The sequence below is a fragment of the Paraniabella ginsengisoli genome (genome assembly GCF_022513635.1).
Classification (GTDB): domain Bacteria; phylum Bacteroidota; class Bacteroidia; order Chitinophagales; family Chitinophagaceae; genus Niabella; species Niabella ginsengisoli.
Genome location: NZ_JAKWBL010000004.1, coordinates 1,117,305 through 1,140,378, shown reverse-complemented (window position 1 = coordinate 1,140,378; position 23,074 = coordinate 1,117,305). Strand labels below are relative to the sequence as shown.

Annotated in this window: 28 protein-coding genes and 1 pseudogene; 19 read left to right on the top strand and 10 right to left on the bottom strand. The window is 38.5% G+C overall.

Annotation, left to right across the window (positions count from 1 at the left end):
• The first annotated feature begins 243 nt into the window (after window positions 1-243).
• From MKP09_RS23515 to MKP09_RS23475, 9 genes are all read left to right on the top strand, one after another.
• Window positions 244-444, top strand: coding sequence for a DUF4783 domain-containing protein (locus MKP09_RS23515; protein ID WP_240833014.1), 201 nt, complete (start codon window positions 244-246; stop codon window positions 442-444).
• A 342-nt stretch (window positions 445-786) separates the two neighbouring features.
• Window positions 787-1,647, top strand: coding sequence for a carboxylating nicotinate-nucleotide diphosphorylase (gene nadC, locus MKP09_RS23510; protein ID WP_240833012.1), 861 nt, complete (start codon window positions 787-789; stop codon window positions 1,645-1,647).
• A 25-nt stretch (window positions 1,648-1,672) separates the two neighbouring features.
• Window positions 1,673-1,960, top strand: a complete 288-nt coding sequence (locus MKP09_RS23505; protein WP_240833010.1) for a nucleotidyltransferase family protein — start codon at window positions 1,673-1,675, stop codon at window positions 1,958-1,960.
• Window positions 1,953-2,270, top strand: a complete 318-nt coding sequence (locus MKP09_RS23500) for a HepT-like ribonuclease domain-containing protein (protein ID WP_240833008.1) — start codon at window positions 1,953-1,955, stop codon at window positions 2,268-2,270. Before MKP09_RS23505 ends, MKP09_RS23500 begins: the two co-directional genes overlap by 8 nt.
• Window positions 2,271-2,384: 114 nt before the next feature.
• Entirely contained in the window at window positions 2,385-2,732 is a 348-nt protein-coding gene (locus tag MKP09_RS23495; protein WP_240833006.1) for a translation initiation factor, read from the top strand.
• Window positions 2,733-2,792: 60 nt separating this feature from the next.
• Window positions 2,793-3,179, top strand: coding sequence for a Co2+/Mg2+ efflux protein ApaG (apaG, locus tag MKP09_RS23490; protein ID WP_240833004.1), 387 nt, complete (start codon window positions 2,793-2,795; stop codon window positions 3,177-3,179).
• 99 nt (window positions 3,180-3,278) lie between these two features.
• Window positions 3,279-3,929, top strand: coding sequence for a 2'-5' RNA ligase family protein (locus tag MKP09_RS23485; protein ID WP_317235481.1), 651 nt, complete (start codon window positions 3,279-3,281; stop codon window positions 3,927-3,929).
• Window positions 3,930-4,075: 146 nt separating this feature from the next.
• A complete protein-coding gene (locus MKP09_RS23480) occupies window positions 4,076-5,095 on the top strand; it encodes a PA0069 family radical SAM protein (protein ID WP_240833373.1) in 1,020 nt (339 codons plus the stop codon).
• Between the two features lie 166 nt (window positions 5,096-5,261).
• Window positions 5,262-5,750, top strand: a complete 489-nt coding sequence (locus tag MKP09_RS23475; protein WP_240833002.1) for a ribonuclease H-like YkuK family protein — start codon at window positions 5,262-5,264, stop codon at window positions 5,748-5,750.
• A gap of 73 nt (window positions 5,751-5,823) precedes the next feature.
• Here MKP09_RS23475 and MKP09_RS27005 read toward each other — a convergent pair whose 3' ends face one another.
• The 5 genes from MKP09_RS27005 to MKP09_RS23455 form a co-directional block, all read right to left on the bottom strand.
• A complete protein-coding gene (locus MKP09_RS27005; RefSeq protein WP_262915594.1) occupies window positions 5,824-5,994 on the bottom strand; it encodes an inner membrane CreD family protein in 171 nt (56 codons plus the stop codon).
• 61 nt (window positions 5,995-6,055) lie between these two features.
• Window positions 6,056-7,150: a cell envelope integrity protein CreD gene (gene creD / locus MKP09_RS23470; RefSeq protein ID WP_262915593.1), complete on the bottom strand. Its 1,095-nt coding sequence runs from the start codon at window positions 7,148-7,150 to the stop codon at window positions 6,056-6,058.
• 61 nt (window positions 7,151-7,211) lie between these two features.
• On the bottom strand, window positions 7,212-7,493 hold the full coding sequence (locus MKP09_RS23465) for a transcriptional regulator (RefSeq protein WP_240833000.1): 282 nt from the start codon (window positions 7,491-7,493) through the stop codon (window positions 7,212-7,214).
• A 20-nt stretch (window positions 7,494-7,513) separates the two neighbouring features.
• Window positions 7,514-8,128 carry a hypothetical protein gene (locus MKP09_RS23460; RefSeq protein ID WP_240832998.1) on the bottom strand — a complete coding sequence of 205 codons (615 nt, stop codon included), beginning with the start codon at window positions 8,126-8,128 and terminating at the stop codon, window positions 7,514-7,516.
• A 101-nt stretch (window positions 8,129-8,229) separates the two neighbouring features.
• Complete coding sequence (locus tag MKP09_RS23455) at window positions 8,230-8,721, bottom strand: hypothetical protein (protein WP_240832996.1); 492 nt, start codon at window positions 8,719-8,721, stop codon at window positions 8,230-8,232.
• Between the two features lie 235 nt (window positions 8,722-8,956).
• Here MKP09_RS23455 and surE point away from each other — a divergent pair, with 235 nt between their 5' ends.
• Window positions 8,957-9,805 carry a 5'/3'-nucleotidase SurE gene (gene surE / locus MKP09_RS23450; RefSeq protein ID WP_240832994.1) on the top strand — a complete coding sequence of 283 codons (849 nt, stop codon included), beginning with the start codon at window positions 8,957-8,959 and terminating at the stop codon, window positions 9,803-9,805.
• A 337-nt stretch (window positions 9,806-10,142) separates the two neighbouring features.
• Window positions 10,143-11,234 (top strand): lipid-A-disaccharide synthase, encoded by a 1,092-nt coding sequence (gene lpxB / locus MKP09_RS23445; protein WP_240832993.1) that lies wholly within the window; start codon window positions 10,143-10,145, stop codon window positions 11,232-11,234.
• Here lpxB and MKP09_RS27665 read toward each other — a convergent pair.
• From MKP09_RS27665 to MKP09_RS23430, 4 genes and pseudogenes are all read right to left on the bottom strand, one after another.
• Entirely contained in the window at window positions 11,220-11,384 is a 165-nt protein-coding gene (locus tag MKP09_RS27665; RefSeq protein WP_317235422.1) for a DUF6728 family protein, read from the bottom strand. The two genes, lpxB and MKP09_RS27665, sit on opposite strands and share 15 nt — an antisense overlap.
• A gap of 96 nt (window positions 11,385-11,480) precedes the next feature.
• Window positions 11,481-12,173, bottom strand: coding sequence for a hypothetical protein (locus MKP09_RS23440; RefSeq protein ID WP_240832992.1), 693 nt, complete (start codon window positions 12,171-12,173; stop codon window positions 11,481-11,483).
• Window positions 12,174-12,265: 92 nt separating this feature from the next.
• A complete protein-coding gene (locus MKP09_RS23435) occupies window positions 12,266-13,087 on the bottom strand; it encodes an FAD-binding oxidoreductase (protein ID WP_240833372.1) in 822 nt (273 codons plus the stop codon).
• Between the two features lie 66 nt (window positions 13,088-13,153).
• A pseudogene (locus MKP09_RS23430) lies at window positions 13,154-13,650 on the bottom strand (FAD-binding oxidoreductase); the annotation flags it as partial.
• Between the two features lie 201 nt (window positions 13,651-13,851).
• Between MKP09_RS23430 and cysM the strand changes: the two are divergent.
• A complete protein-coding gene (gene cysM, locus MKP09_RS23425) occupies window positions 13,852-14,742 on the top strand; it encodes a cysteine synthase CysM (protein ID WP_240832991.1) in 891 nt (296 codons plus the stop codon).
• Between the two features lie 204 nt (window positions 14,743-14,946).
• Here cysM and MKP09_RS23420 read toward each other — a convergent pair whose 3' ends face one another.
• Entirely contained in the window at window positions 14,947-15,282 is a 336-nt protein-coding gene (locus MKP09_RS23420; RefSeq protein ID WP_240832990.1) for an MmcQ/YjbR family DNA-binding protein, read from the bottom strand.
• A 155-nt stretch (window positions 15,283-15,437) separates the two neighbouring features.
• Here MKP09_RS23420 and MKP09_RS23415 point away from each other — a divergent pair, with 155 nt between their 5' ends.
• The 7 genes from MKP09_RS23415 (at window position 15,438) to MKP09_RS26995 (ending at window position 23,042) form a co-directional block, all read left to right on the top strand.
• Window positions 15,438-17,267, top strand: coding sequence for a right-handed parallel beta-helix repeat-containing protein (locus tag MKP09_RS23415; protein ID WP_240832988.1), 1,830 nt, complete (start codon window positions 15,438-15,440; stop codon window positions 17,265-17,267).
• A gap of 137 nt (window positions 17,268-17,404) precedes the next feature.
• Window positions 17,405-17,797, top strand: a complete 393-nt coding sequence (locus MKP09_RS23410) for a PDZ domain-containing protein (RefSeq protein ID WP_240832986.1) — start codon at window positions 17,405-17,407, stop codon at window positions 17,795-17,797.
• A gap of 262 nt (window positions 17,798-18,059) precedes the next feature.
• Window positions 18,060-18,932, top strand: a complete 873-nt coding sequence (locus MKP09_RS23405) for a glycoside hydrolase N-terminal domain-containing protein (protein WP_240832985.1) — start codon at window positions 18,060-18,062, stop codon at window positions 18,930-18,932.
• Between the two features lie 52 nt (window positions 18,933-18,984).
• Window positions 18,985-20,208: a glycosyl hydrolase family 95 catalytic domain-containing protein gene (locus tag MKP09_RS23400; RefSeq protein ID WP_240832984.1), complete on the top strand. Its 1,224-nt coding sequence runs from the start codon at window positions 18,985-18,987 to the stop codon at window positions 20,206-20,208.
• Between the two features lie 224 nt (window positions 20,209-20,432).
• Entirely contained in the window at window positions 20,433-21,779 is a 1,347-nt protein-coding gene (locus tag MKP09_RS23395; RefSeq protein WP_240832983.1) for an alpha-L-fucosidase, read from the top strand.
• Between the two features lie 214 nt (window positions 21,780-21,993).
• Window positions 21,994-22,653, top strand: a complete 660-nt coding sequence (locus MKP09_RS27000; protein ID WP_262915592.1) for a sialate O-acetylesterase — start codon at window positions 21,994-21,996, stop codon at window positions 22,651-22,653.
• Entirely contained in the window at window positions 22,629-23,042 is a 414-nt protein-coding gene (locus MKP09_RS26995) for a sialate O-acetylesterase (RefSeq protein WP_262915591.1), read from the top strand. The genes MKP09_RS27000 and MKP09_RS26995 overlap by 25 nt, the downstream gene beginning before the upstream one ends.
• Window positions 23,043-23,074 lie beyond the last annotated feature (32 nt).

Here is a 23,074-nt window from a genome sequence, read left to right as displayed (position 1 = left end):
ATACCCGTAAAGGTAAAGAATGATATCTTAACAGAATGTTCGATTTGGCATATTTTTAGCACTTTTGAATAAATAAAAACAAACAGGAATGAAAAAGTTAATTGGTATCGCGCTCGTCACCGCTTCTATTTTCATTACATCCGCGTTATACGCTCAAAATATTGATGGCGTTGTTGCCGGAATAAAAAAGGCGATGCGGCGCAAATAACGAATAATGCCGGCCAAAGTTTTTCGCTTACTATAATGGACAAAAGCAACAATTATGACAAGGCGGAAGCGCTGACTGCCATTAAGAGTTTTTTCGCCAAAAATGCCGTTAAAGGATTCGATGTAAAACACAAAGGAAATTCTCCAAACGGGCAATATGCAATTGGCACATTGAGTACTGCGGGAGGTAATTTTCGTGTAAATATTTTTATGAAAAAGAAGGTGGCAAAGAAGTAATTAAAGAATTACGCTTTCAATTGATTGAATAAAATAAATATTTGTTATAGCAAAATGCCTCTCGTAACGGGAGGCTTTTTATTTTTACACAATTAATTTTTTGAACCAGCAATAAATATGATTCAACAGAATTGCGACGCTCCATTCATCAGTAGTACATGGATCATCTTATATATTCTTCGATTATGTCTGAATCATGATTTATAGGATTTATTTGTTTAACAATATTTATAAATATACGATGTACACAGATTTACTTGCGTAAACGTGAAACCTTGAACTTTCAAACTTCAAACCATTATCACATCATCACATTAGCTAATTTCTCAACCACATTCAACAATGAATAACGAGTTTCAACAAAAGCTACAACATTTAATAGACGAAGCGCTGAAAGAGGATATTGGCAGTGGCGATCATTCGACACTTTCAAGCATTAGCAGTGAAGAAGAGGGGCGTGCTGTTTTAAAAATTAAGCAGGATGGTATTTTAGCCGGTGTTGATGTGGCAAAAGCCATTTTTGAATATAAAGAGCCGGGCTGCAGTTTTGAGGCATTTAAAAATGATGGCGAACCCATGTACGCGGGTGAAAAAGCTTTTGAAGTGGCCGCTCACGAACATACCATCTTACAATGCGAAAGGCTGGTGCTAAACTGCATGCAGCGCATGAGCGGCATTGCCACATTAACCCGTCAATACACCGATAAATTAAAAGGTTATAAAACCCGCCTGCTTGATACCCGTAAAACAACGCCCAATTTTCGACTGTTAGAAAAAGAAGCCGTGCGTATTGGCGGCGGCGTCAATCACAGGTTTGGTTTATATGATATGATCATGCTTAAGGACAATCATATTGATTATGCAGGCGGTATTGAAAATGCCATCAACAAAGCATACGATTATGTTCAGCAAAATCAACTGGATATTAAAATTGAGGTAGAAACCAGAAGTATTGAAGATGTCAAAAAAGTATTGGAAATCGGTGTAGGAAAAGTTTTCCGTGTAATGCTTGATAATTATACGCCGGCTCAGATAACAGAAGCGCTACAATTGCTCGATGGTAAGTTTGAAACAGAAGCAAGCGGTGGCATTAATTTAGGTACTATTGAAAGTTATGCTGCCACAGGCGTAGATTATGTAAGCGTAGGCGGTTTAATACATCAGGCAAGAAGTTTAGATTTAAGCCTGAAAGCGGTGCTGTAAAGAATATTTAAAGTATCTTTACTCCGTGCAACGACAACAAATTATTACTGCCTTAAGCAGCTACAAACATAATGCAACGCAATACCCAATAGCAAGATTGGGTGTGTTTGGATCCTATGCGCGCAACGAAAATAAAGCTGATAGTGATATTGATATATTGGTTGAGTTAAATGGTGATATAGGCTGGGAATGTTTTGATTTGGCTTCAGATTTGAAAAATATATTTTCAGGGTACAAGGTTGATGTTGTAAGCCGAAACGCCATACCCGATTTATATTGGAACGAAATTAAAAATGAGGTGATGTATGCCTAAACGTTCTGACTTCATACTGTTAGCCGATATTATACAAAACATACAGCTTGCAATACACTTTTCCGAAGGTCTGAAACTTGAAATGTTCAAAAATGATTTAAAGACACAGCTTGCTACTGACCGTTGTTTTGAAATTGTTGGAGAAGCTGCACGAAACTTATCAACCGACTTTATCAATAATCACACGAATATAGAATGGCACAAACTCATTGCGTTTAGAAATGTATTGATTCATGAATACTTTCGGGTAGATAGAAATATTCAATGGAATATTTTAAAAACCGCTCTGCCTCCGCTTTTGAAAAACTAGAGGCCATTCAATTATAATTTTTCATCTGTTTGTTTTTCAGGTTTAAAGTTTGAAGAACGTTTCCTTTTGAACTTTCCAACCATTCAACTAATCAACTATTCAACTAAACCCACCATGTCTAAAAATAAATCAAGCAGCCCATTTGTTTGCAGCACTAATCCTGATTTTAAGCCAGATGACGGTGCAAGCGAATCGGTAACGCTTACACCGGCTGAACAGCGTTTACGCCTACAGCTCGAAACAAAGCAACGTGGTGGTAAAACAGCCACGGTTATTCTCGGTTTCATCGGTATTGATAAAGATTTGGAAGATCTTTCAAAAAAATTAAAATCTTTTTGTGGTACAGGCGGCTCTGCAAAAGATGGGGAAATCATTATCCAGGGCGATCATCGTGACAAATTGCTACAATGGTTTCTGAAAAACGGATATAAAAACGTAAAAAAAGTGGCGGTTAAGAAATAAATCCTGGCACGGATTTTCCATTGATATTTTAATTAAGTATTTTTACGAAAACGCACTTTCATGAGCAGCATGATATCAGCAGGCATAATGGTTAATGTTGAGGTTTTCTATCAACCAGAATACAGTAACCCGCTGCAAAACGAATATATGTTTGCTTATCGCATTACGCTTGAAAATTACAATGCTCACCCTGTTAAACTATTGCGACGCCACTGGAATATTTTTGACAGTAATGGCGTATACAGAGAGGTAGAGGGCGAAGGTGTGGTTGGTGTGCAGCCTGTATTACAAGCCGGAGAAAGCTATCAATATATGAGTGGCTGCAATCTTAGCACCGACATGGGTAAAATGAAAGGCGTATATGAAATGGAAAACCTTGACCTCCATAAAAAATTTCAAGTACTTATCCCGGAGTTTGAAATGATCGTACCATCTAAAGCTAACTAAGCAAGCCTCTCTTTCTAAATTCTCACTTGTTTTTCAATAACATATTGTCATCAAGTATCATTTTTTACTGAAGTGTAAAAATTTTACAGAAATACTAATATATTTAGTAATATTGTACTAATTATATTAGTAAATAAATTTTATGCTTTCTTCAAACACCATTCAAACACCGGCGTTGCTGAATACCTATTATTAATTGAACCCCGCAAAGACCTTAGCGATGCTATACGTGAGGTAAAGCAAACATTTTACGACAAATACAAAGCTCCTGAAGCCCTAAAGGGCAAACCTCATCTCACGCTTGTTAAATACGCACAGTATACAAGCTTTGAATCGCGTATCTGTCAAAGGATACGCAATGTAGCCATCCAAATGTCACCAATCGCTATCGATTTAAACGACTATGGATCTTTCCCTTCTCACACCATATTCATCAATGTTGTTTCCAAAACAGCCATCCAAACCCTTGTAAAAAATATCAGAACGCAATTGCAAAGTCATATGAAGCTCGACAAAGACAATAAACCTCATTTTATTTTAGAACCGCATATAACTGTAGCACGCAGGCTTAAGCCATGGCAATATGAACAGGGCTGGTTGGAGTACAGCAATAAAAGCTTTTCAGGAAGATTCATCGCCAGCTCAATGATTTTACTTCGTAAGGAAGAAGATGCGAAACGTTATGACTTAGTGGAAAGATTTGAATTTCAAAATTTAAATATCCATGCTTCGCAATCAGCGCTCTTTTGACCTCACCCCAACCCTCTCCTAAAGGTGAGGGAGTTAAACCCAATCATCATACTAATCATGGAAAAGAAATTGAAACAGGATCACTTTAAAGTTGCTATTTCAAAAAAGAAGAACAACAACAATATCTTCAAGGCCGCGGGGCTCAAATTAACACACCAAACAGGTTTTTAAAAAACCAAAAGGTAAAAGAACATATTGAAGGAATTGATGACTGGGACGAACCGAATTCATCTACAAACTATATAGAACAAGAAGCAAAGACAATTGTGAATAAAGTAGATAGCCCGGATGTTGGCATGGCTTATAGTATGAATGCTTATGCAGGCTGCGAACATGGCTGTATCTATTGCTATGCCCGAAACGTGCATGAATACTGGGGTTACAGTGCCGGGCTTGATTTTGAGAGAAAGATCATTGTAAAGAAAAACGCACCGCAATTGTTGCGCAAACAATTGATGCATCCCAAATGGGAAGTAATGCCCATCATGTTAAGTGGCAATACAGACTGTTATCAACCAGCCGAAAGAAAATACAGGTTGACGCGTGGATTGCTGGAAGTATGTAATGAGTTTAATCAGCCTGTTGGCATACTTACAAAAAATTCATGTATACTAAATGACAAAGATGTATTGCAGGAAATGGCAGGAAAAAACCTTGTAAGAGCGATGGTTTCGATCACATCCTTTAATGAAGACTTGCGCCGTGTGATGGAACCGCGCACCACTACAGCGTTGCAGCGTTTAAAAGTAATTGAAGAACTAAGCAAAGCTGGTGTAACAATGGGCATCATGATGGGACCTATGATTCCCGGACTAAATGATCATGAAATGCAACGCATCATGAAAGCCGCATCTGACGCGGGTGCTACGTTTACAGCATACACTTTTATCAGGCTTAATGGTGCTATCAAACTTTTATTTCACGACTGGCTGTACAAAAATTTTCCAGACCGTGCTGATAAGATCTGGCATTTGATAGAACAAAGCCACAACGGAAAAGTAAATGATAGCCGGTGGGGACTGCGCATGCGTGGCGAAGGTAGCATTGCAGAAATAGTAGCACAGCAATATGCCAAATACGGAAAATTATATAACATGAACGAAGGCCGTAGCGGCCTTAATCTTAGCAGTTTTAAAAGGCCGGGACAACAAACAACTTTATTTTAATATTATATAAATCAAATTCAAATAACAATAAATTAAACTTCGATTATAGCACAGCTTTCATAACTTAGAATAATAAACATAAGAACCAGGCTTCATTCACATACTGTGCATAAGTTTTTTTGTATTATGTCTATATAAAAAATAATGTTGTGAAACGCTAATTCCCATGCAATATCAAACAAAACAATGGAGGAAGTTGACGGGCGAGTACCTCAAAAGCTACATTGAAGATGAGGTGCAGGGCGCCATACTCCGAGAAAAAGAATTAGGCCATACGCTGAAAGTGTGTATTGGCACCGACAGCCAGGTTAAAGGCTCTCAAACAGAATTTGCAACAGTCATCGTATTTGTTCGAAAAGGGCGTGGCGGTTTTATGTTTTTAAACAATGAAACCACACGCGAAAAAATGAGCATTAAGCAACGCATGATGACTGAAGTTTCCAAAAGCATTGAAATTGCTTATCATTTAAGCAGTGTATTTACCAATCACAATGTTGACATGGAAGTTCATGTAGACATTAACACAAGTCCGCTTTACAAAAGTAACACTGCACTTAAAGAAGCCATTGGCTACATTACCGGAATGGGCTTTTCGTTTAAAGCAAAACCAGAAGCATTTGCAAGTTCGAGCTGTGCTAATAAAGTGGTGCAGTAGAACTGGGTTGACTGGTTAAAATGTTGATAAGTTGACAGGGAGATGCATCCATATCAACTTATTAACTTTTCAACTAACCTTGCGAAATTCCATACCAATCAATTTTTCTTGAGAAATACATCAATATTGCTATGATAACAAACAAGCCTATGCTGCCAAATAACAAAGCGTAATCCTGAAGTTGTATCAATATGAAGATGTAAGCATATAAGCCTCCAAGCGCTGTTGTAAATCCAAGCGCCACTTTTCCTTTTTAAAAATGCTCCAAACATATAAGCCTATTAGTATTACGGTTGCTGAAGCCGCTATAAAGTAAGCCGGGTTGAAGCCAAGATATTCTGAAATGGAAAGAAGCAACGTATAAAAAACGCACAATGAAAAACCAACCAGCAAATATTGCAGCGGATGTATTTGCTTTTTTGAAAGATCTCCAGAAAAAAGAAAACTGTAAATGTAAGTGCGATAAATAGTATGGCATACTTTACCGAACGTTCTGTTTTCGCATAGTTATCGGTAGGTTGAACAAGGCGAACACCAAAGGCTGAATTTTTCAAATTGTATTCGCCGCTAATCCAGGCCTGTGGATAGTTTCGTGACACTTGCAACACTTTCCATTGTGCCGAAAAACCGCTGTCCAAAACGGTATGAGCAGTAGGTAAATACTGGCCGTCAAAAGCCGGATGTTTCCATTTAGAAGAAATATCTACAAAGGATGTTTTGCCTACTGGTGTAAAATATAGACTTTCTGAACCTTTCAGTTTAAGCTCAATTTCAAATTGATTTGTAGATTCAGGCTTAAAAGCGATGGCAGAACCAAGGCCTTCGTTAACAATATTGTTAGACGGAATGCCGGCATCCATTGAGATAGCGCTCGTATTCCATTTCAGCGTAACAGCCTCTTCCAATCCTCTGGCATCATCTAAACCTAAAACGAGTTTGGCTTCATTCCACATTATGTTTTCACGTACCAATTGCAGCAACTTCAAATCTTTATCGCTAAACTCGCCACTGAGTTTTACAGAAGATCTATAAAGCGTTACATCATACAAACTTCTATGACGTACTTCAGGCAACAATGATCCGTTAACCTTTAACGTGCCGGGCAATAGAAAAATATTCTTTACAGCTTCGAGGCGTTGGCCATCTTTGGTTTTACTAAACTCTTTATACGGTATCATTAAAACAGGACCAACAATGGTTTGAGCCGAAGCCCATTTAGAACTGATTTCATGAATGACTTCGCTTTGGCGCTGTTCCCTTTCCCGTACCAAACCTTGCAGCAGCATTGCTGGAATAAGCATGAGTAGTATTAAAAAGCCAATAAGAAAACCTTTGATGATGGTTTTGTTTCTTTCGAAAAAGCTTTGCGGCATTTTTGTGTTTGATTGTGTATGTTCCATATTGTATATTTTAGAAAGCGCTTTGTGTTACAAAGCAATTAAACAAAAAATTTTTATCCTTTTAACAGTTTTTCCAGGGCATTAATATGCGCTTCAAAAGCCTGCCTTCCAGGCTTCGTAACTTTATAAGATGTTTTTGTTTTTTACCGACAAATTCCTTTTTCACTTCAATATATTTTTTCTGTTCCAAAGCATTAATATGACTGGCCAGATTACCATCAGTCACTTGCAAATGTTCTTTCATCTCCAAAAATTCAACCCACGTATTTACCACCAGCACAGACATAATACCCAGCCGCACCCTACTTTCGAAATCTTTATTTAACTGATTAATCAGGCTCATTATTAATAATCAATTTCACGCTATTCATACTTCCGATACATTACAAGACCATAGATAATATGCAAAAGACCAAAACCTACAGCCCAAAACAATAACCCATAACCCGGCAGGAATAATACAATAATTCCCAGCAAAATTTCACAATACCCTAAATTCTGAATATCAGAATAAGTGTATTTGGCTGCATTCACTAACGCCAAGCCGTAGAACACAAGCGTTGCAGGTGCGATTATTATAAAATAATATTGATATAAAGATGCTACGCAAAATAAGCCGCCCGCTATCAATGGCACGCCTAAAGCCATCAGAAGATGACGTGTTGTACTTGTCCAAATTTTCAAGCCCTTTCTCCTGCTTTTTCTTACTGTAAAAAATATTCCGGCTCCCACTGCGGCAACTAACACAATGATCGCTAAAACAAACAACTTTAAAATCATTTCGGGATTGTATATCTCAGGACGTCCATCAAAGTAATTGCTGCCATCCGCATCATAAATAAAATAAGCAGCCCCAGCTCCTAAAAGTGCAATAATCCCGGCTATTACACCCGATAATCCGCTTAGTGAAATAAACCGGGAAGACTGTTCCATCATCTTCCTGATATGTTGCAAATCATCTTTTACATTCTCATTCATAAAAAGCGCTTTGAATAACAAAGTAAAAATAAATTATTCATATTGCAAAAAATAAAAAGCCCTCTTAGGATGGCTTTAACTTAAATCAAAACATTTATTCATTACCTGCGACCTCTTCTTCCGCGATCGTGATCCCGATCATGCTTATCATGTCCTCTTCCCTTCCATTCTTTATGATTAGGATGATACCTGCTTTCATAATATCTATAATCCCTGCTGTCACGAATGACTACCTGATTATGCGAACTCCTGTATCTTCCGTAATTCATTACATCCCTTCTATTATCTCTATACGGTGCATAGCTTCTGTTTACTACAACTTTATGCGTATTATATAAATTGATCCTTCCATAAGATGATGGTAATTGTCTCGCTGTTACCCATCGATTTCTTTGCAAATACATAAACCTCGCGGCGCTAACATCGTAATATGCATTGGCCTCAGGTAAATAATAGTAACGGGCATAATCATATCCTACCGGGCCCCAGGCGGGTTGGCTTCCAATATTTATATTGACACTAACCTGTGCCATTGCATTTTGGGCGAAACCGAAACTTGCGATAATCACTGCGGCAATAATAAACTTCTTCATGGTTCTAAGTTTTTGACTGTATTAATAATTTAGAAGCGCTTTGTTTATAGACGAAAGATTATTTCCAAGTGGTTGCTATATTTTTCATTTTATCAAATTATTAGGAATTGGGGTTGAGAATAAGTTAATAGGCTAGTATGTTGAAAAATTAACAAGGGCAAACTACCTTATCAACATATAAACTTACTGTCTTCCCGGTTTCAGACTTCCCGACTTATAACTTACATTTGCTACTATGGCAAAAGCAAAGAAAGACAAACCGGTTATTCTTATAACTAATGATGATGGCATTACAGCGCCGGGTATAAAAGCATTGTATGAGGCCGTTAAAGATTTAGGGCAAATCGTGATCGTAGCCCCGGATAAACCTCAATCTGGAATGGGTCATGCGATAACAATTGGTCATCCTTTAAGATTACAAAAAACAGATTTATTTCCTGAAATAGAGTCCTACTCTTGTTCCGGCACACCAGTAGATTGCGTTAAACTTGCAGTTGATAAAGTATTACATCGTAAACCAGACCTGTGTTTAAGTGGCATTAATCATGGGCCTAATCATAGCATTAATGTTATTTATTCCGGCACTATGTCTGCGGCGATGGAAGCTGCAATTGAAAGCATCCCGGCTGTAGGATTCAGTTTAATGAGTTATAGCGCAAATGCAGATTTTTCTGCAGCACAACATTACGCACGTCTTGTTACTGAAAAAATGTTAAAAGATAAATTGACCAAACACGTATTACTCAATGTAAACATTCCCGACTATCCCTTATCAGAAATTAAGGGCTATAAAATTTGCAAACAGGCTTATGCCAAATATAAAGAGAGCTTTTTAGAACGCAAAGACCCCAGTGGTAAAAAATATTATTGGCTTACGGGTGAATTCATCAACTTTGATAATGCACGCGACAGTGATGTATGGGCACTTGCGAATAGCTATGTAAGTGTTGTTCCCGTTGAGTTTGATTTAACAGATTATGCCTTAAAGAAAAAACTCGAAAAGCAGTGGAAAGATAAAACTGATCGTAGTGTTAAGAAACCGATCAAGAAAATTGTGAAGAAATCGATGCGGAAATCGGAGTGAGAAAGTAGTGTTATGTTAAATAAAAACTGGCGTGTCAATGTCACCCTGAGCTTGTCGAAGGGGCGTTGAACGCTCGCCCAGATGATCGATCGGGGGCTTCGGCAAGCTCAGCCTGACAGTCATATTATGCTTAACATAACAGTAGTTGACGAGTTGAAAGATTGATGAAGAGTTCTTGTTAACATATCAACTTCAATATCGTTTATATAGGATGAGCAATGTACAAGTGTTGAATAGTGCGACGCAACGATGATCACCTTTATTCAAAGATGACATAATAAAAACTTTACTTATTAATAAGAAATACTACATAATAGCAGGCGAAGCGTCCGGAGATTTGCATGGAGGCAATCTAATTGCAGCCATTAAAAAGAAAGATGCTGGCGCTGATATTCGCGGCTGGGGCGGTGATAAAATGGAAGACGCAGGGATGAAGCTGGTAAAGCATTACAGGGATCTTGCCTTTATGGGCTTTATTGAAGTGGTAAAAAACCTGGGAACGATTTTAAAAAACTTAAAATATTGCAAGCAGAATATTTTAGATTTTAAACCAGATGTTTTGGTGTTGATAGATTATCCGGGTTTTAATCTTCGTATTGCCAAATGGGCCAAAGAGCAGGGCATAAAAGTGGTGTATTATATTTCTCCTCAGGTTTGGGCCTGGAAGGAAAACCGTGTGAAAATGATGAAACAATGCATTGATGAAATGCTTGTGATATTACCTTTTGAAAAAGATTATTTCAAGAACAAATGGAACTGGGATGTGACTTATGTTGGGCATCCGCTGATAGAAGAAATTGCTAAAAAACAAAACAGTATAACCGATTTATTAATCAAAGACTCGAAAGGTGAAATCAATCAGAAGCCAGTTATAGCAATGCTTCCAGGCAGCCGTAAACAGGAAATAGAAAAGAAACTTCCGGTAATGCTCGCAGTAAGCAAAGCTTTTCCTGATTATCAATTTGCAGTTGCGCAGGCACCTTCATTAGAAACGTCTTTTTACGAAACATTTACCAATCAATATCCTAATGTAAGTATTGTAAACAACCGGACTTATGATTTATTGATGCAATCGAGCGCGGCATTAGTAACATCGGGCACGGCGACTTTGGAAACGGCACTTTTTGGTGTGCCGGAAGTAGTTTGTTATAAAGGTTCTGAAATCAGTTACCAGATTGCGAAGAGAGTGATCAGCATTAAATATATTTCTTTGGTAAACCTGATTATGGATAAAGAAGTAGTAAAGGAGCTGATTCAAAATGAAATGAATGTAAAAAATCTTACAAGAGAGTTAGATCAATTGCTTAATGATCCGGAAAGGCAACGGCAGATCAGTGAAGATTATAAACAGCTAAAAAATAAGCTAAGCGCAGAAGGAACTGCTTCAGAAAAAGCGGCAGAAATTATTATCGCGTCAGCTTCGCAATAATTTAATCGCCAAAATAATCAGGCAGATGATAAAAAGAAAAAGGCTAATGCGATTGATATTGTGCATGTAGCCAACCCAACTGCTTTTGGGCCTGTCTGGATCTTTCTTTTTAAGAAATAAATATTCTGCTAATTGTTTTAGAACTCCCATGTCTGAACTATGATTTATGTGATTATAGGTTTAACAGGAACTCTCTTGATACCCCTTTCAACATATCAACTTTTAAACTTGCCAACCGCCGTCCTCTCAATACTCATCATCATACACTCCATATCTTTTCTGAAACAACCCAATATTTACACCTGCTCTTAATACAGGAACAATCCTGATGCGTTGGGCACCATTATCCGGATCAAAATCAACGTCAACATATGGGCTGTTTCTATCTTTTAACACATCTGCCAAAACCGAGAAATAAAAGAAAGTAGTGCTGCCTTTGGTTCTACCGGTAGAAAGTCCACCACCTAACAATAAGGATGTTGCACCAGCCCTGTATTTTTCATCAGGCCGTGCCGAACCCGAACCAGTATAATTTACATTTGTGAAATTATGCTCCAACTGAGCCTGCACAAACAAAAACGGTACAGGAAAAGCTCTGGCAAAAACACCGGGGCCAAATACATGTTGGCGATACTTATCATTGTATTCGTCAACATCTCTTGAACCATTATACACGTAATTTAAAACCACACCAGCATCCACATAATCGTTGAGCTTATAGCCCAACACAGGGCTTGCACCTAATACAGAACCTCCGGTAAAAAATGACGCAGTAACACCACCACCGGTAAATAAGTTATGTTTTTTAAAGCCTTTCTCTTCGATTGGTTCAGGATCTTCATTTGCGTTTCGTACTTTAACTTCCTCATCCTGCGCAAAGACAGTATTTGTAATGGTTAAAGCAAACAAAGCGTTCAATACGTAAAATAGTTTATGCATCTAAATCTGTTTAATAATTTTCTGTTGTGTAAAATTAGGAGATATTTTTTCAAACATATAAGGCAACAATTAATCAAATATTTTACCCATGTTTAAAATGCCATTAGGGTCAAATACTTTTTTATATCACGCATAATTTGCAACTGTCGCTCTTCAAACATAATATCCATAAATCCCTTCTGAATAAGTCCTATACCATGTTCACCACTTATAGTACCGCCTAAATTTTTTACCAGCACAAACAATTCGCGCACAATGCTATCCATCTCCGGGTTTTGATAGCTATCTGGTATGCCTTCCTTTTTTATTCTTATATGTAAATTGCCATCCCCTGCGTGGCCATAAGCAACCACATCAAAATCATGCTCTTTCCCTAAAGCTTTAAGCCCTTTGATCAACTTTGGTAATTCAGCTCTTGGCACTACTGCGTCTTCCTCAATGGTATACCCCACCATCTTTACATATTCGGCCACCTTGCGGCGCAGTTTCCACAACTCTTCTTTTTGGTGTGCATCTTCTGCAAACAGCAGTTCGCCAGCTTCATATTGCTCAAGTACGCCGGCTATTTGTTCCATTTCTTTTAATAAAACTTCGGTATCGTTGCCATCTACTTCAATTAATAAATGCGCTTCGATATCGTCATTAACCGGAACGGTATGGCTGTCAACCATGCTGCTTACTATTTTCAGCGCATCAATTTCCATTAGTTCCAAAGCACTTGGTGTATAGCCCGCCCTGAAAATAGCGCTTACCGCTTCACAAGCTTTTTCTAAACTTGCAAATGGCGCTAATATCAACAAATCATATTTGGGTAATGGAATAAGTTTTAATACGATTTTGGTTACAATACCTAAAGTTCCCTCGCTGCCTACAATCAATTGTGTAATATTATACCCCGTCGAATTTTTCAACACATTTGCACCTGTCCAAATAATTTCGCCGGTTGGCAACACCACTTCCAGGTTCAGCACATAATCTTTAACCACGCCATATTTAACAGCGCGTGGTCCGCCGCTGTTTTCAGCAATATTGCCACCAATAAAACAGGACCCTTTACTTGCAGGATCTGGCGGATAAAAAGTCCTTTCTCAGCAACAGTAGTTTGCAACACTTCCGTGATAACACCAGGCTCGGTTGTTACCTGTAGGTTGCGTTCATCAATGTCCAGTATTTTATTGAATTTTTCAGTTGAGATAACAACTCCGCCTAAATGCGGCAATGCCCCACCGCTTAGCCCAGTACCAGCGCCACGCGGCGTTACAGGAATTTTATACTCATTGCATATTTTTAAGACTTCACTGACTTGCTGCGCACTGCCGGGCTTTAATACCACATGAGGTTTAAAACTCAATGTTTCTGTTTCATCATGCGCATAATGCAATAATGATTCTTCATCTGCAAAAAAATTATCAATTCCGACAATATTTTTGAACGATTGTACTATATCTTCTGTTATGTTATTCTGTAGCTGTTCCATCGCTGTAAATATAATGAATAGTCAATAGTGAATGGTCGATGGATAAATTGTCGTTTATATAGGCTGAGTCATATTCATCAGTACAAGCGAGCGTGGCAAGATTGATGAAATATATTCATTGCTGACACAATAATTTATTAAACAACATTAGTCGATAAAATTAACATACTTATCTTTGAACGATCTTAAAAAAGCAAAATAATGGCCGGAATACTTGATCAGATAGGCAACACGCCCTTGGTAGAACTAAACAAAATCTCCGTAAACAAGAACGTAAAAATATATGCCAAGCTTGAAGGTAATAACCCTGGCGGAAGTGTTAAAGATCGCGCAGCTTATGGAATGATTAAAGGCGCATTAGATCGTGGAGAAATCAAACCCGGCACCAAACTTATTGAAGCCACCAGCGGTAATACAGGTATAGCGCTTGCTATGATCGCCAATTTGTTTGGCATTGACATAGAATTGGTAATGCCCGAAAGTGCTACCCGCGAACGCGTACTTACTATGGAGGCTTTTGGCGCTAAAGTAACGCTTACTTCTAAAGACAAAGGCATGGAAGGTTCGATAGATTATGCTAACGATAAACTAAAGAATGATGGTTACCTGATGCTGAACCAGTTTGGCAACCCTGATAACCCGGGCATGCATTATAAAACAACCGGGCCGGAAATATGGCGAGATACACAAGGTCAGATCACGCATTTTGTTTCGTCGATGGGAACTACCGGTACGATCATGGGCGTGTCTAAATATTTGAAAGAAGTAAATCCCGATATACAGATTGTAGGTTGCCAGCCAACGGATAATTCAAGTATACCGGGCATTCGCAAATGGCCGGAAGCTTATCTTCCAAAAATATTTGACAAAAGCCGTGTGGATAAGGTGATTGAACTTGACGAGCAGGATGCACGCATTATGGCGAATCGTCTTGCAAGGGAAGAGGCTATTTTTGCGGGAATGAGCAGCGGTGGCGCTGTACATGCTGCAATTGAGTTGTCCAAACAACTTGATTCAGGAGTTATTGTTTGCATTATTTGCGACCGTGGCGACAGGTATTTGTCTTCTGATTTATTTCAGCCTCTCCCCTGACCCCCTCTTCTGTTCTTCAAAAGTTATAACGCAAAGGCGCCAAGGAAATGCCTGTTCTTCGTAATAAGTTCGCAAAGGTTGCCTTCAGCAAATGTTTTGCAGAAACAAAAATTTGTGTCTTCGAGCCTTTGTGAGTAATAGATTGTATTAATGGAGTGCGCAACGCTCCTGTCTTTTAGAGAGAATTGGGTGGAGTGTTCAAACTCACTTTTTCTGTCTGCTCTTTTTACATACTAATTCATATGAATGGTCAATCCATTCTTTCAATTGTTTAAATGGAACAGAACCATCAACCGTTACAGTGTTCCAATGCGTTTTATTCATGTGGTAACCGGGAGCAACGCTGGGATAAGTTTCTCTTAATTCCAAAGCCTTATCTGGATTGCATTTTACATTGAACGAAAGCGGGTCGCTGTCCATTCCCATTAATAAAAAAATCTTTCCTCCAACCTTATAAACAAGTGTATCGGGGCCGAAAGGCAGCGTTTCTTCAACATCTGGTTTAGCCAAACAATAATTTCGAATATTTTCTATATCCATCAGAAATAAATTTAAAGCTATTAATATGCAAACGGTTGCGCTTGAAGCATATACATAAAAATACTAACTTGATAGCTTTTAACCAGGGTTATAATTTACTTAATCAAAATTCACTTCAATGCATGCCTTATATATTGTAACCAAATAAACCTTCAATGCCGATCATTCAAAAAATACTCATTTTCCTAATCGCCTCTGGCTTCTGTTCTGGCCAATTATCTGCACAACGCTACTTATATGTTTCTTTAAAAGGCAATGATAAGAATAACGGAAGCACTACTGCTCCTTTTCATTCTATTGAACGTGCTGCAACTTATGCCAGCACTTTATCGGGCGATATTGTTATACATATTGAAGGTGGCACATACTACTTAAACAAAACAATAGAAATTAACTCAGCAAATTTTAAGGCAAAATCGCTCACACTACAGCCTTCATCAAAAGGTAAAGTAATCATTAGTGCCGGTAAAAAACTGAGCTTAAAATGGACACCGTTTAAAAATGGCATTTATGTTGCCAAAGTGGATACTAAACTATCCTTTGAAAGATTGTTTTGCGATGATGCGTTGCAGGTTTTAGCGCGTTATCCAAACTATGATTCTACGGCTCGTGTATTCCACGGCACCGCTGCCGATGCTATTTCACCAGAAAGGGTGAAGAATTGGTCAAATCCAAAAGGAGGTTATATACATGCGTTACATCCTGGAGAATGGGGAGGCTTTCATTATCAGTTTACAGGAATTGATAAAGATGGCAACCTGCAAATGGAAGGCGGCTGGCAAAATAACCGGCCTAATAAAATGCACAAAGATTTAAGATTTGTGGAGAACATTTTTGAAGAACTTGATGCACCAGGCGAATGGTATTTTGACAAAGGAAAAAAACTCCTTTACTTCTACCCGCCCCAAAACGTAAACGTACAAACAGCTACTATTGAAGTTGCGCATTTAAAAGAAAGTTTTGTAATACAAGGTTCGCTTAATACGCCAATACAAAATATCATTTTTTCGGGCCTGCATTTTACCCATAACAAACGAACTTTCATGGAAACGAAGGAGCCATTACTTAGAAGCGACTGGACATTCTACCGTGGAGGCGCTTTACTTTTTGATGGAACCGAAAATTGCAAAGTCTCAGATTGTGTATTTGAAGGTTTAGGAGGCAATGCAATAGTGTTCAGTAATTATAATAAAAATAATGTAGTAACTGGCTGCCATATCTACCAAATTGGAGCTAATGCCATTTCTTTTGTTGGTGATATAAAAGCAGTAAGAAGTCCATCTTTTGGTTATGAAAATTATATTCCTTACTCAGAACTTGATAAAACGCCGGGGCCGCAAAACAATAATTTTCCCCAACAATGTATAGTAGATAATAATTTGCTCCATGATTTGGGCCAAATTGAAAAACAAGCGACAGGTGTTCAGATAGAAGTAGCATCGGAAATAACCGTTAGCAGAAACAGTATTTATAACGTGCCCCGTGCCGGTATTAATATTGGCGACGGATGTTTTGGAGGCCACATTATCGAATACAATGATGTGTTTAACACAGTATTGGAGACAGGAGATCACGGGTCTTTTAACTCATGGGGAAGGGATAGGTATTGGTCGCCGAACAGAAAATATATGGACAGCCTTGTAGCCGTACACCCTGAAATAATTTTACTGGATGCTCAAAAGACAACGGTAATACGCAACAACCGCTGGCGTTGCGATCATGGCTGGGATGTAGATCTGGATGATGGCTCTTCTAATTATCATATATATAACAACATCTTTTTAAATGGTGGCCTAAAATTTCGGGAAGGATTTTATAGAAAGGCGGAGAATAATATTATGGTAAATAATAGCTTTCATCCACATGTATGGTTTAAAAACAGCGGCGATGTATTCAGACATAATATTGTTATGAAAGGATATGCGCCAATTGGAGTGAATGATTGGGGTAACGCTATTGATCAAAATTTTTTCCAGATGCAATAGCTTTACAGGCAGCTCAAAAAAATGGAACGGATAAAAACAGCCTGGCCGGAGATCCTTTATTTATTGATCCGTCACATGGAAACTTTAATGTAGATCAAAATTCTCCCGCACTAAAGATCGGATTCAAAAATTTTAATATGGATAGCTTTGGTGTGCAAAAACCATCATTAAAAAAACTAGCACATCAACCTGCAATACCTGCCTTAACAATTATGACCGGAGATGTTTCAAATATTAAACCAGTTGATTTTCTGGGTGGTTTGATCAAGTCAGTCGACGGACTTGGGGATCGTTCGGCGTATGGCTTGCCAGATGAAAATGGTGTAATTGTTATTAACGAAGGCAAAGGCTTATTGGAGCAATCGAAGCTCCATGCAAAAGATGTAATACTTATGGCTGATGGGAAAAAGATCGAAAGTGTTAAAGAGCTTTTGGACATTTATCATACTTTAAAAAACTTCAACAGTATCATAAACTTGTCCATTATTCGTGGGCAGCAGCAAATGGAAATTAAACTAAAAATTAAATAAAAGAAGTTCTTACTGAAATAAGGAATACTGTTGTACAATAATAGATTTAAAATCTTAATAGAATAATCCATTAAAATTAAAGTTTAGTCTATTGCTTATGAGTATATGCTTACCTAATTTCATTATGTGACGAGCATCTTGCATTCGAAAGGAAGATAATTGTTGAAACAGGAACTAAAATAGAGCACTCTAATTCTCATGGCTCGCTCCTATTACATTAAGTCGAAAAAAAAATAAAAATTTAAACAAGATCCATATAAAAATGCTTAAATCATCTGTATTAGTATTATTGCTTGTAGCCGCAAGTGTAACGACGGCCAAAGCACAGTTAAACGCTACTCATAATTTAAACTTTAATCATTTAGCACAAAAGTGGGATGAAGCCATTCCCTTGGGAAATGGCATGCTGGGTGCACTAATCTGGCAAAAGAAAGGCCAGTTAAGACTTTCGTTAGACAGGGCTGATCTTTGGGATGAAAGGAAAGCATTAGATCTCAGTAAATTTACTTTTAAAGATGTTGAACGCTGGGTTCTTAATAAGACATATGATTCTGCACATAAATATGGCGATGCACCATATGATCAAACGCCTTACCCAACCAAACTTCCAGCTGCAGCGATGGAATTTAATATAAACACACTTGGCAATGTTGTCTCGAATGTATTAGATATTAAAACGGCTTTAAACACAGTTACTTTCGAAAACGGCGCAATGTTTAAATGCTACATACATTCCACTCAAAATATCGGCTATTTTTCGTTCGAAAATTTACCTGCAGCTAAACTGAACGATGCTGTAAAATCGTTATCGCCACAATTAATAGTACACAATTACGCCAATACTAATGCCAATGCGACAAATGATAATAGCCACGCAGGACAGGGCCTACAAAAATTAGGTTATATGAAGGGAACGGTAAATCAAACGTCAAACAGCATTTCTTACAAACAACCTACTTACGATGATCATTACTACGAAGTAAAAATTCAATGGAAAAAATTTCCTGGCAATAAAATAATCGGAAGCTGGGTTATCGAAAGCGATAAACCCGGTGTTCAGCCTGTGCTAAATACTGCAAAAGAAACAACAGCGTGGGCTTCGCATATTTCCCGGTGGAAAAACTTTTTGGTCTAAATCTTCTGTCAATCTTCCTGACAGCATCATCGAAAAACAATATTACTTAGAGATGTATAAACTGGCGGCAACATCGCGCCCCAATGCACCTGCCATAACATTGCAAGCAGTATGGACAGCCGATAACGGCAGCCTACCACCATGGAAAGGCGATTTTCACAACGATCTTAATACACAATTAAGTTATTGGCCTACCTATACCGGAAACAGGTTGACCGAAGGGGAAAGTTTTATTAACTGGCTGTGGAATCAACGCGTGAAAAATAAACAGTATACAAAACAATATTTTGGTGTAGAGGGCTTAAATACTCCTGGTGTAGCCACTCTTAGTGGCGATCCAATGGGAGGCTGGATACAATATTCTTTGGCTCCGACTGTAAGTGCCTGGTGCGCACAACATTTTTACTGGCAATGGAAATATTCAATGGATGAAAACTTTCTTAAAACAAGAGCTTATCCATATATACACGATGCTGCAGTCTTCCTGAAAAATATTACAAGATTAAAAAATGGTAAAAGAATGTTGCCGCTAAGTTCCAGTCCTGAATATAACGACAATAGCATCTCCGCTTGGTTTTTGAACTGGACTAACTATGATTTGTCTTTGGCTAAATTTCTTTTTACTGCCGCCGCCGAAGTAGCTAATGCAAGCAATAAACCTACCGAAGCAGCTCAATGGCAGGCAGTATTAAAACAGTTGCCGGATTATGACACCAACGAAACCGGATTAACCATTGCACCGGGGCAAAACCTTGACGGATCGCATCGCCATATTGCACAAGCGATGGCTATCTATCCCCTTGCATTGTTAGATGTTAATAAAAAAGACGATGCTACTATTATAAAAAATTCATTGCGCCGTATTGAAGAAAAAGGAACGCGCGCCTGGTGCGGTTATTCGTTTAGCTGGATGGCATCAATTTATGCAAGGGCTTATGAAGCTGATAGCGCTGCCAAGCAATTAAAAATTTTCGCAACAAATTTTTGTTCGCCCAACAGTTTTCACTTAAACGGAGACCAAAAGGGAGGACAATATTCCAACTTTACATACCGACCATTTACACTAGAAGGAAACTTTGCATTTGCACAAGGCGTACACGAATTGCTATTACAAAGCAGGGAAGGTTATATTGAAGTTTTTCCGGCTGTGCCAAGAAGCTGGAGCGAAGTTTCTTTTACAAATCTCAGAACCGAAGGCGCTTTTATTGTTTCTGCAAAAAAGAAAACGGCGTTCCAACAACTATTAAAATTGTTGCAGAGAATGGCGGAACTTTAAATATCAAATTGCCATTTAAAACATGGCTTACTAAAAGCATTCCTATGTCATCTTTTAAAAGAAATGATAACGGAATCGTTTCAGTTAAACTAAAAAAGGGGCAAACAATAGTTATTGAAAACGGGTATGAGTAAACCCCCACCCCCTGAAGGGGAGTACGGGTTTTAAGTTCCAGGTTTCATGTTGTAATAAGCAACCTGAAACAAAATATAAAGTACATACAAATGAAATCTTATATAAAAAATATGGCGCTGGTTATGTTGTTGATAACAGCAACCGCGGCAAAAGCGCAAACCATTACGCAGGCTAATCGTGCGGACTGGTTTAAGGAGGCGAAGTTTGGCATGTTCATTCATTGGGGGCTTTACAGCGTTTTGGGCGGAACTTATAATGGACATACTTTACCCGACAAAAGTTTTAAAAATGGCGAAAGCTGGTATGCCGAATGGATACAACAAAGGCTGGAAGTGCCAGAAAAAGAATACCGTGCATTGGTAAAGCAATTTAACCATGTGAACTTTGATGCAGATGCGTGGATCAAAGAAGCGAAAAATGCGGGCATGAAATATTTTGTCATCACATCCAAACATCATGATGGTTTTGCGTTGTGGGACTCAAAAGTTTCTACCTACGATATTGCCAGCACGCCCTATAAAAAAGATATTTTGGGTGAACTGGCAAAAGCCTGTAAAAAATATGGTTTGAAATATGGTTTCTATTATTCGCATTGTGAAGATTGGGAACATCCGGGAGGAGCCACGCCGCATTGGACTCCGCAAAAAACAGATGCGCAATTTGAAAAATACTGGAGAGAAAAATGTTTGCCGCAGGTTACAGAATTGATACAACGATACAGCCCTGATTTGTTTTGGTTTGACACATGGGGAGATGAGCAGGAAAAGATTTTTATATCGGATAAACGCAGAGACGAGTTGATCGCACTTATCAGAAAACAAAGCCCGAAGACCTTAATCAACGGGCGTATATCCTGGCTTAATCCCGGAAATGATATTGACTTTTTAGAAATGATGGATAATGATTATCCTTCGGAACTGCAACATCGTCCCTGGCAAACACCAGCAACAATGGTGCATTCATGGGGTTGGCATGCTAAAGATTATAACTGGAAAACTGCAGCTGAGATGATTGGCTATTTGGTAAACAATGTTTCAAAAGGGGGTAATTATTTATTGAATATCGGGCCAAAACCAGACGGTACTTTTCCGCCAATGGCGATCAGGCGGCTTAGAGAAATGGGGGCTTGGATGGTAACCAACAGCGATGCGGTTTATGGCGCAAAGCCTTTAGTATTAAAGGTTCCAAAAGAAATTTGCCTGACTCAAAAAACTATAAACGGCAAACAAATAATATATGCCAGCATTATAAATCCTTTGGCAGGAAACAAATTGTCTTTGCCTTTAGATTTTAGTAAGATCGCTTCTTGCAGCATGTTTGATACACAGATGCCTTTAAAATATGAAGGTGCAGCCAGTGACGTTACAATTTCATTACCTGAAAACATAGCTGCTATGCGGGATGAGGTTCAGGTGATACAAATTGAGATGAAATGATTTACTTGGGAAGCAGAGAATAGCAAGTGGCGAGTAGGAAAACAACGCATCGTCATTGTGATCGTAACGCAGTAAAGTGGAGCCATCTTCGTGTTGTGCAAGAGATTCCTTCACTCGTTTTGCTTGAGGCAAAACTTAGGCCGGAACGAGGACAAAATCTCAGCTTCGCCACAAAATGACGAACTACTTTACAAATTTTTAAAATAACAATTAAATGAGCTTCAACAAGTTTATTATCTATAGCTTTATATTTGCTGCAATCCTTACCAGTACTGCATTTGCGGAAATCCGATTACCGAATATTATAGGTAGCAATATGGTGTTGCAGCAAAAAAGCGAAGCCTCAATTTGGGGTTGGTCTGATCCATCAGAAAAAATATATATTACCACTTCGTGGGATGATAAGAAAGATTCAGTTGTGGCTGATGGAAATGCGAAATGGAAAATAAAGGTCAATACTCCGGCAGCCGGCGGTCCTTACACGATTACATTGAAAGGGACCAATACGATCGTTCTCGACAATATTATGATTGGTGAAGTGTGGGTGTGTTCAGGACAGTCAAATATGGAATGGAGCAGCGATCAAAAGCTAAAACAAATATTGGATGAAATGCCCAATAGCAGCAATAATAATCTGCGATTGTTTCAGGTTCCAAAAACAACAGCCGTTTATCCGCAAGACAATCTTGAAGGAAGTTGGAAGGTATCGGGCCCGGATGCTTTAAAAGGATTTAGTGCGGTAGGTTATTTCTTTGCTAAAGAGTTGCAGAAAAAATTAAACGTTCCTGTTGGTATTGTCAACTCAAGTTGGGGCGGCACGCCGGCGAAACCTGGACGCCAGCTGATGTTTTGCAACAAGAGCCTGATTTACTAAAAGCTGCGGCTGCACAAAACCCCACGCCATGGTGGCCCGTAAAAACAAGCTATGCTTACAACGCCATGATAGCACCACTTACCAATTTTAGCATTGCAGGTGCCATTTGGTACCAAGGCGAGAGTAACGTAATGACGTACGGAACGTATAGCAATCTTTTTACAACAATGATAAAAGCATGGCGCAATATCTGGCAAAAAGATTTTCCTTTTTATTTTGTTCAGATAGCTCCTTTTAATTATGGGAATTATAATGTAGGCAACCTCGTTCGAGAGCAGCAAACACAATCGCTAAACCTTGAAAACACAGGAATGGTGGTGATTACAGATTTGGTTGATGATGTAAAAATATTCATCCTACCAATAAAATTGATGTTGCTTTACGATTAGCTAAATATGCATTAGCCGAAACCTATAAACAG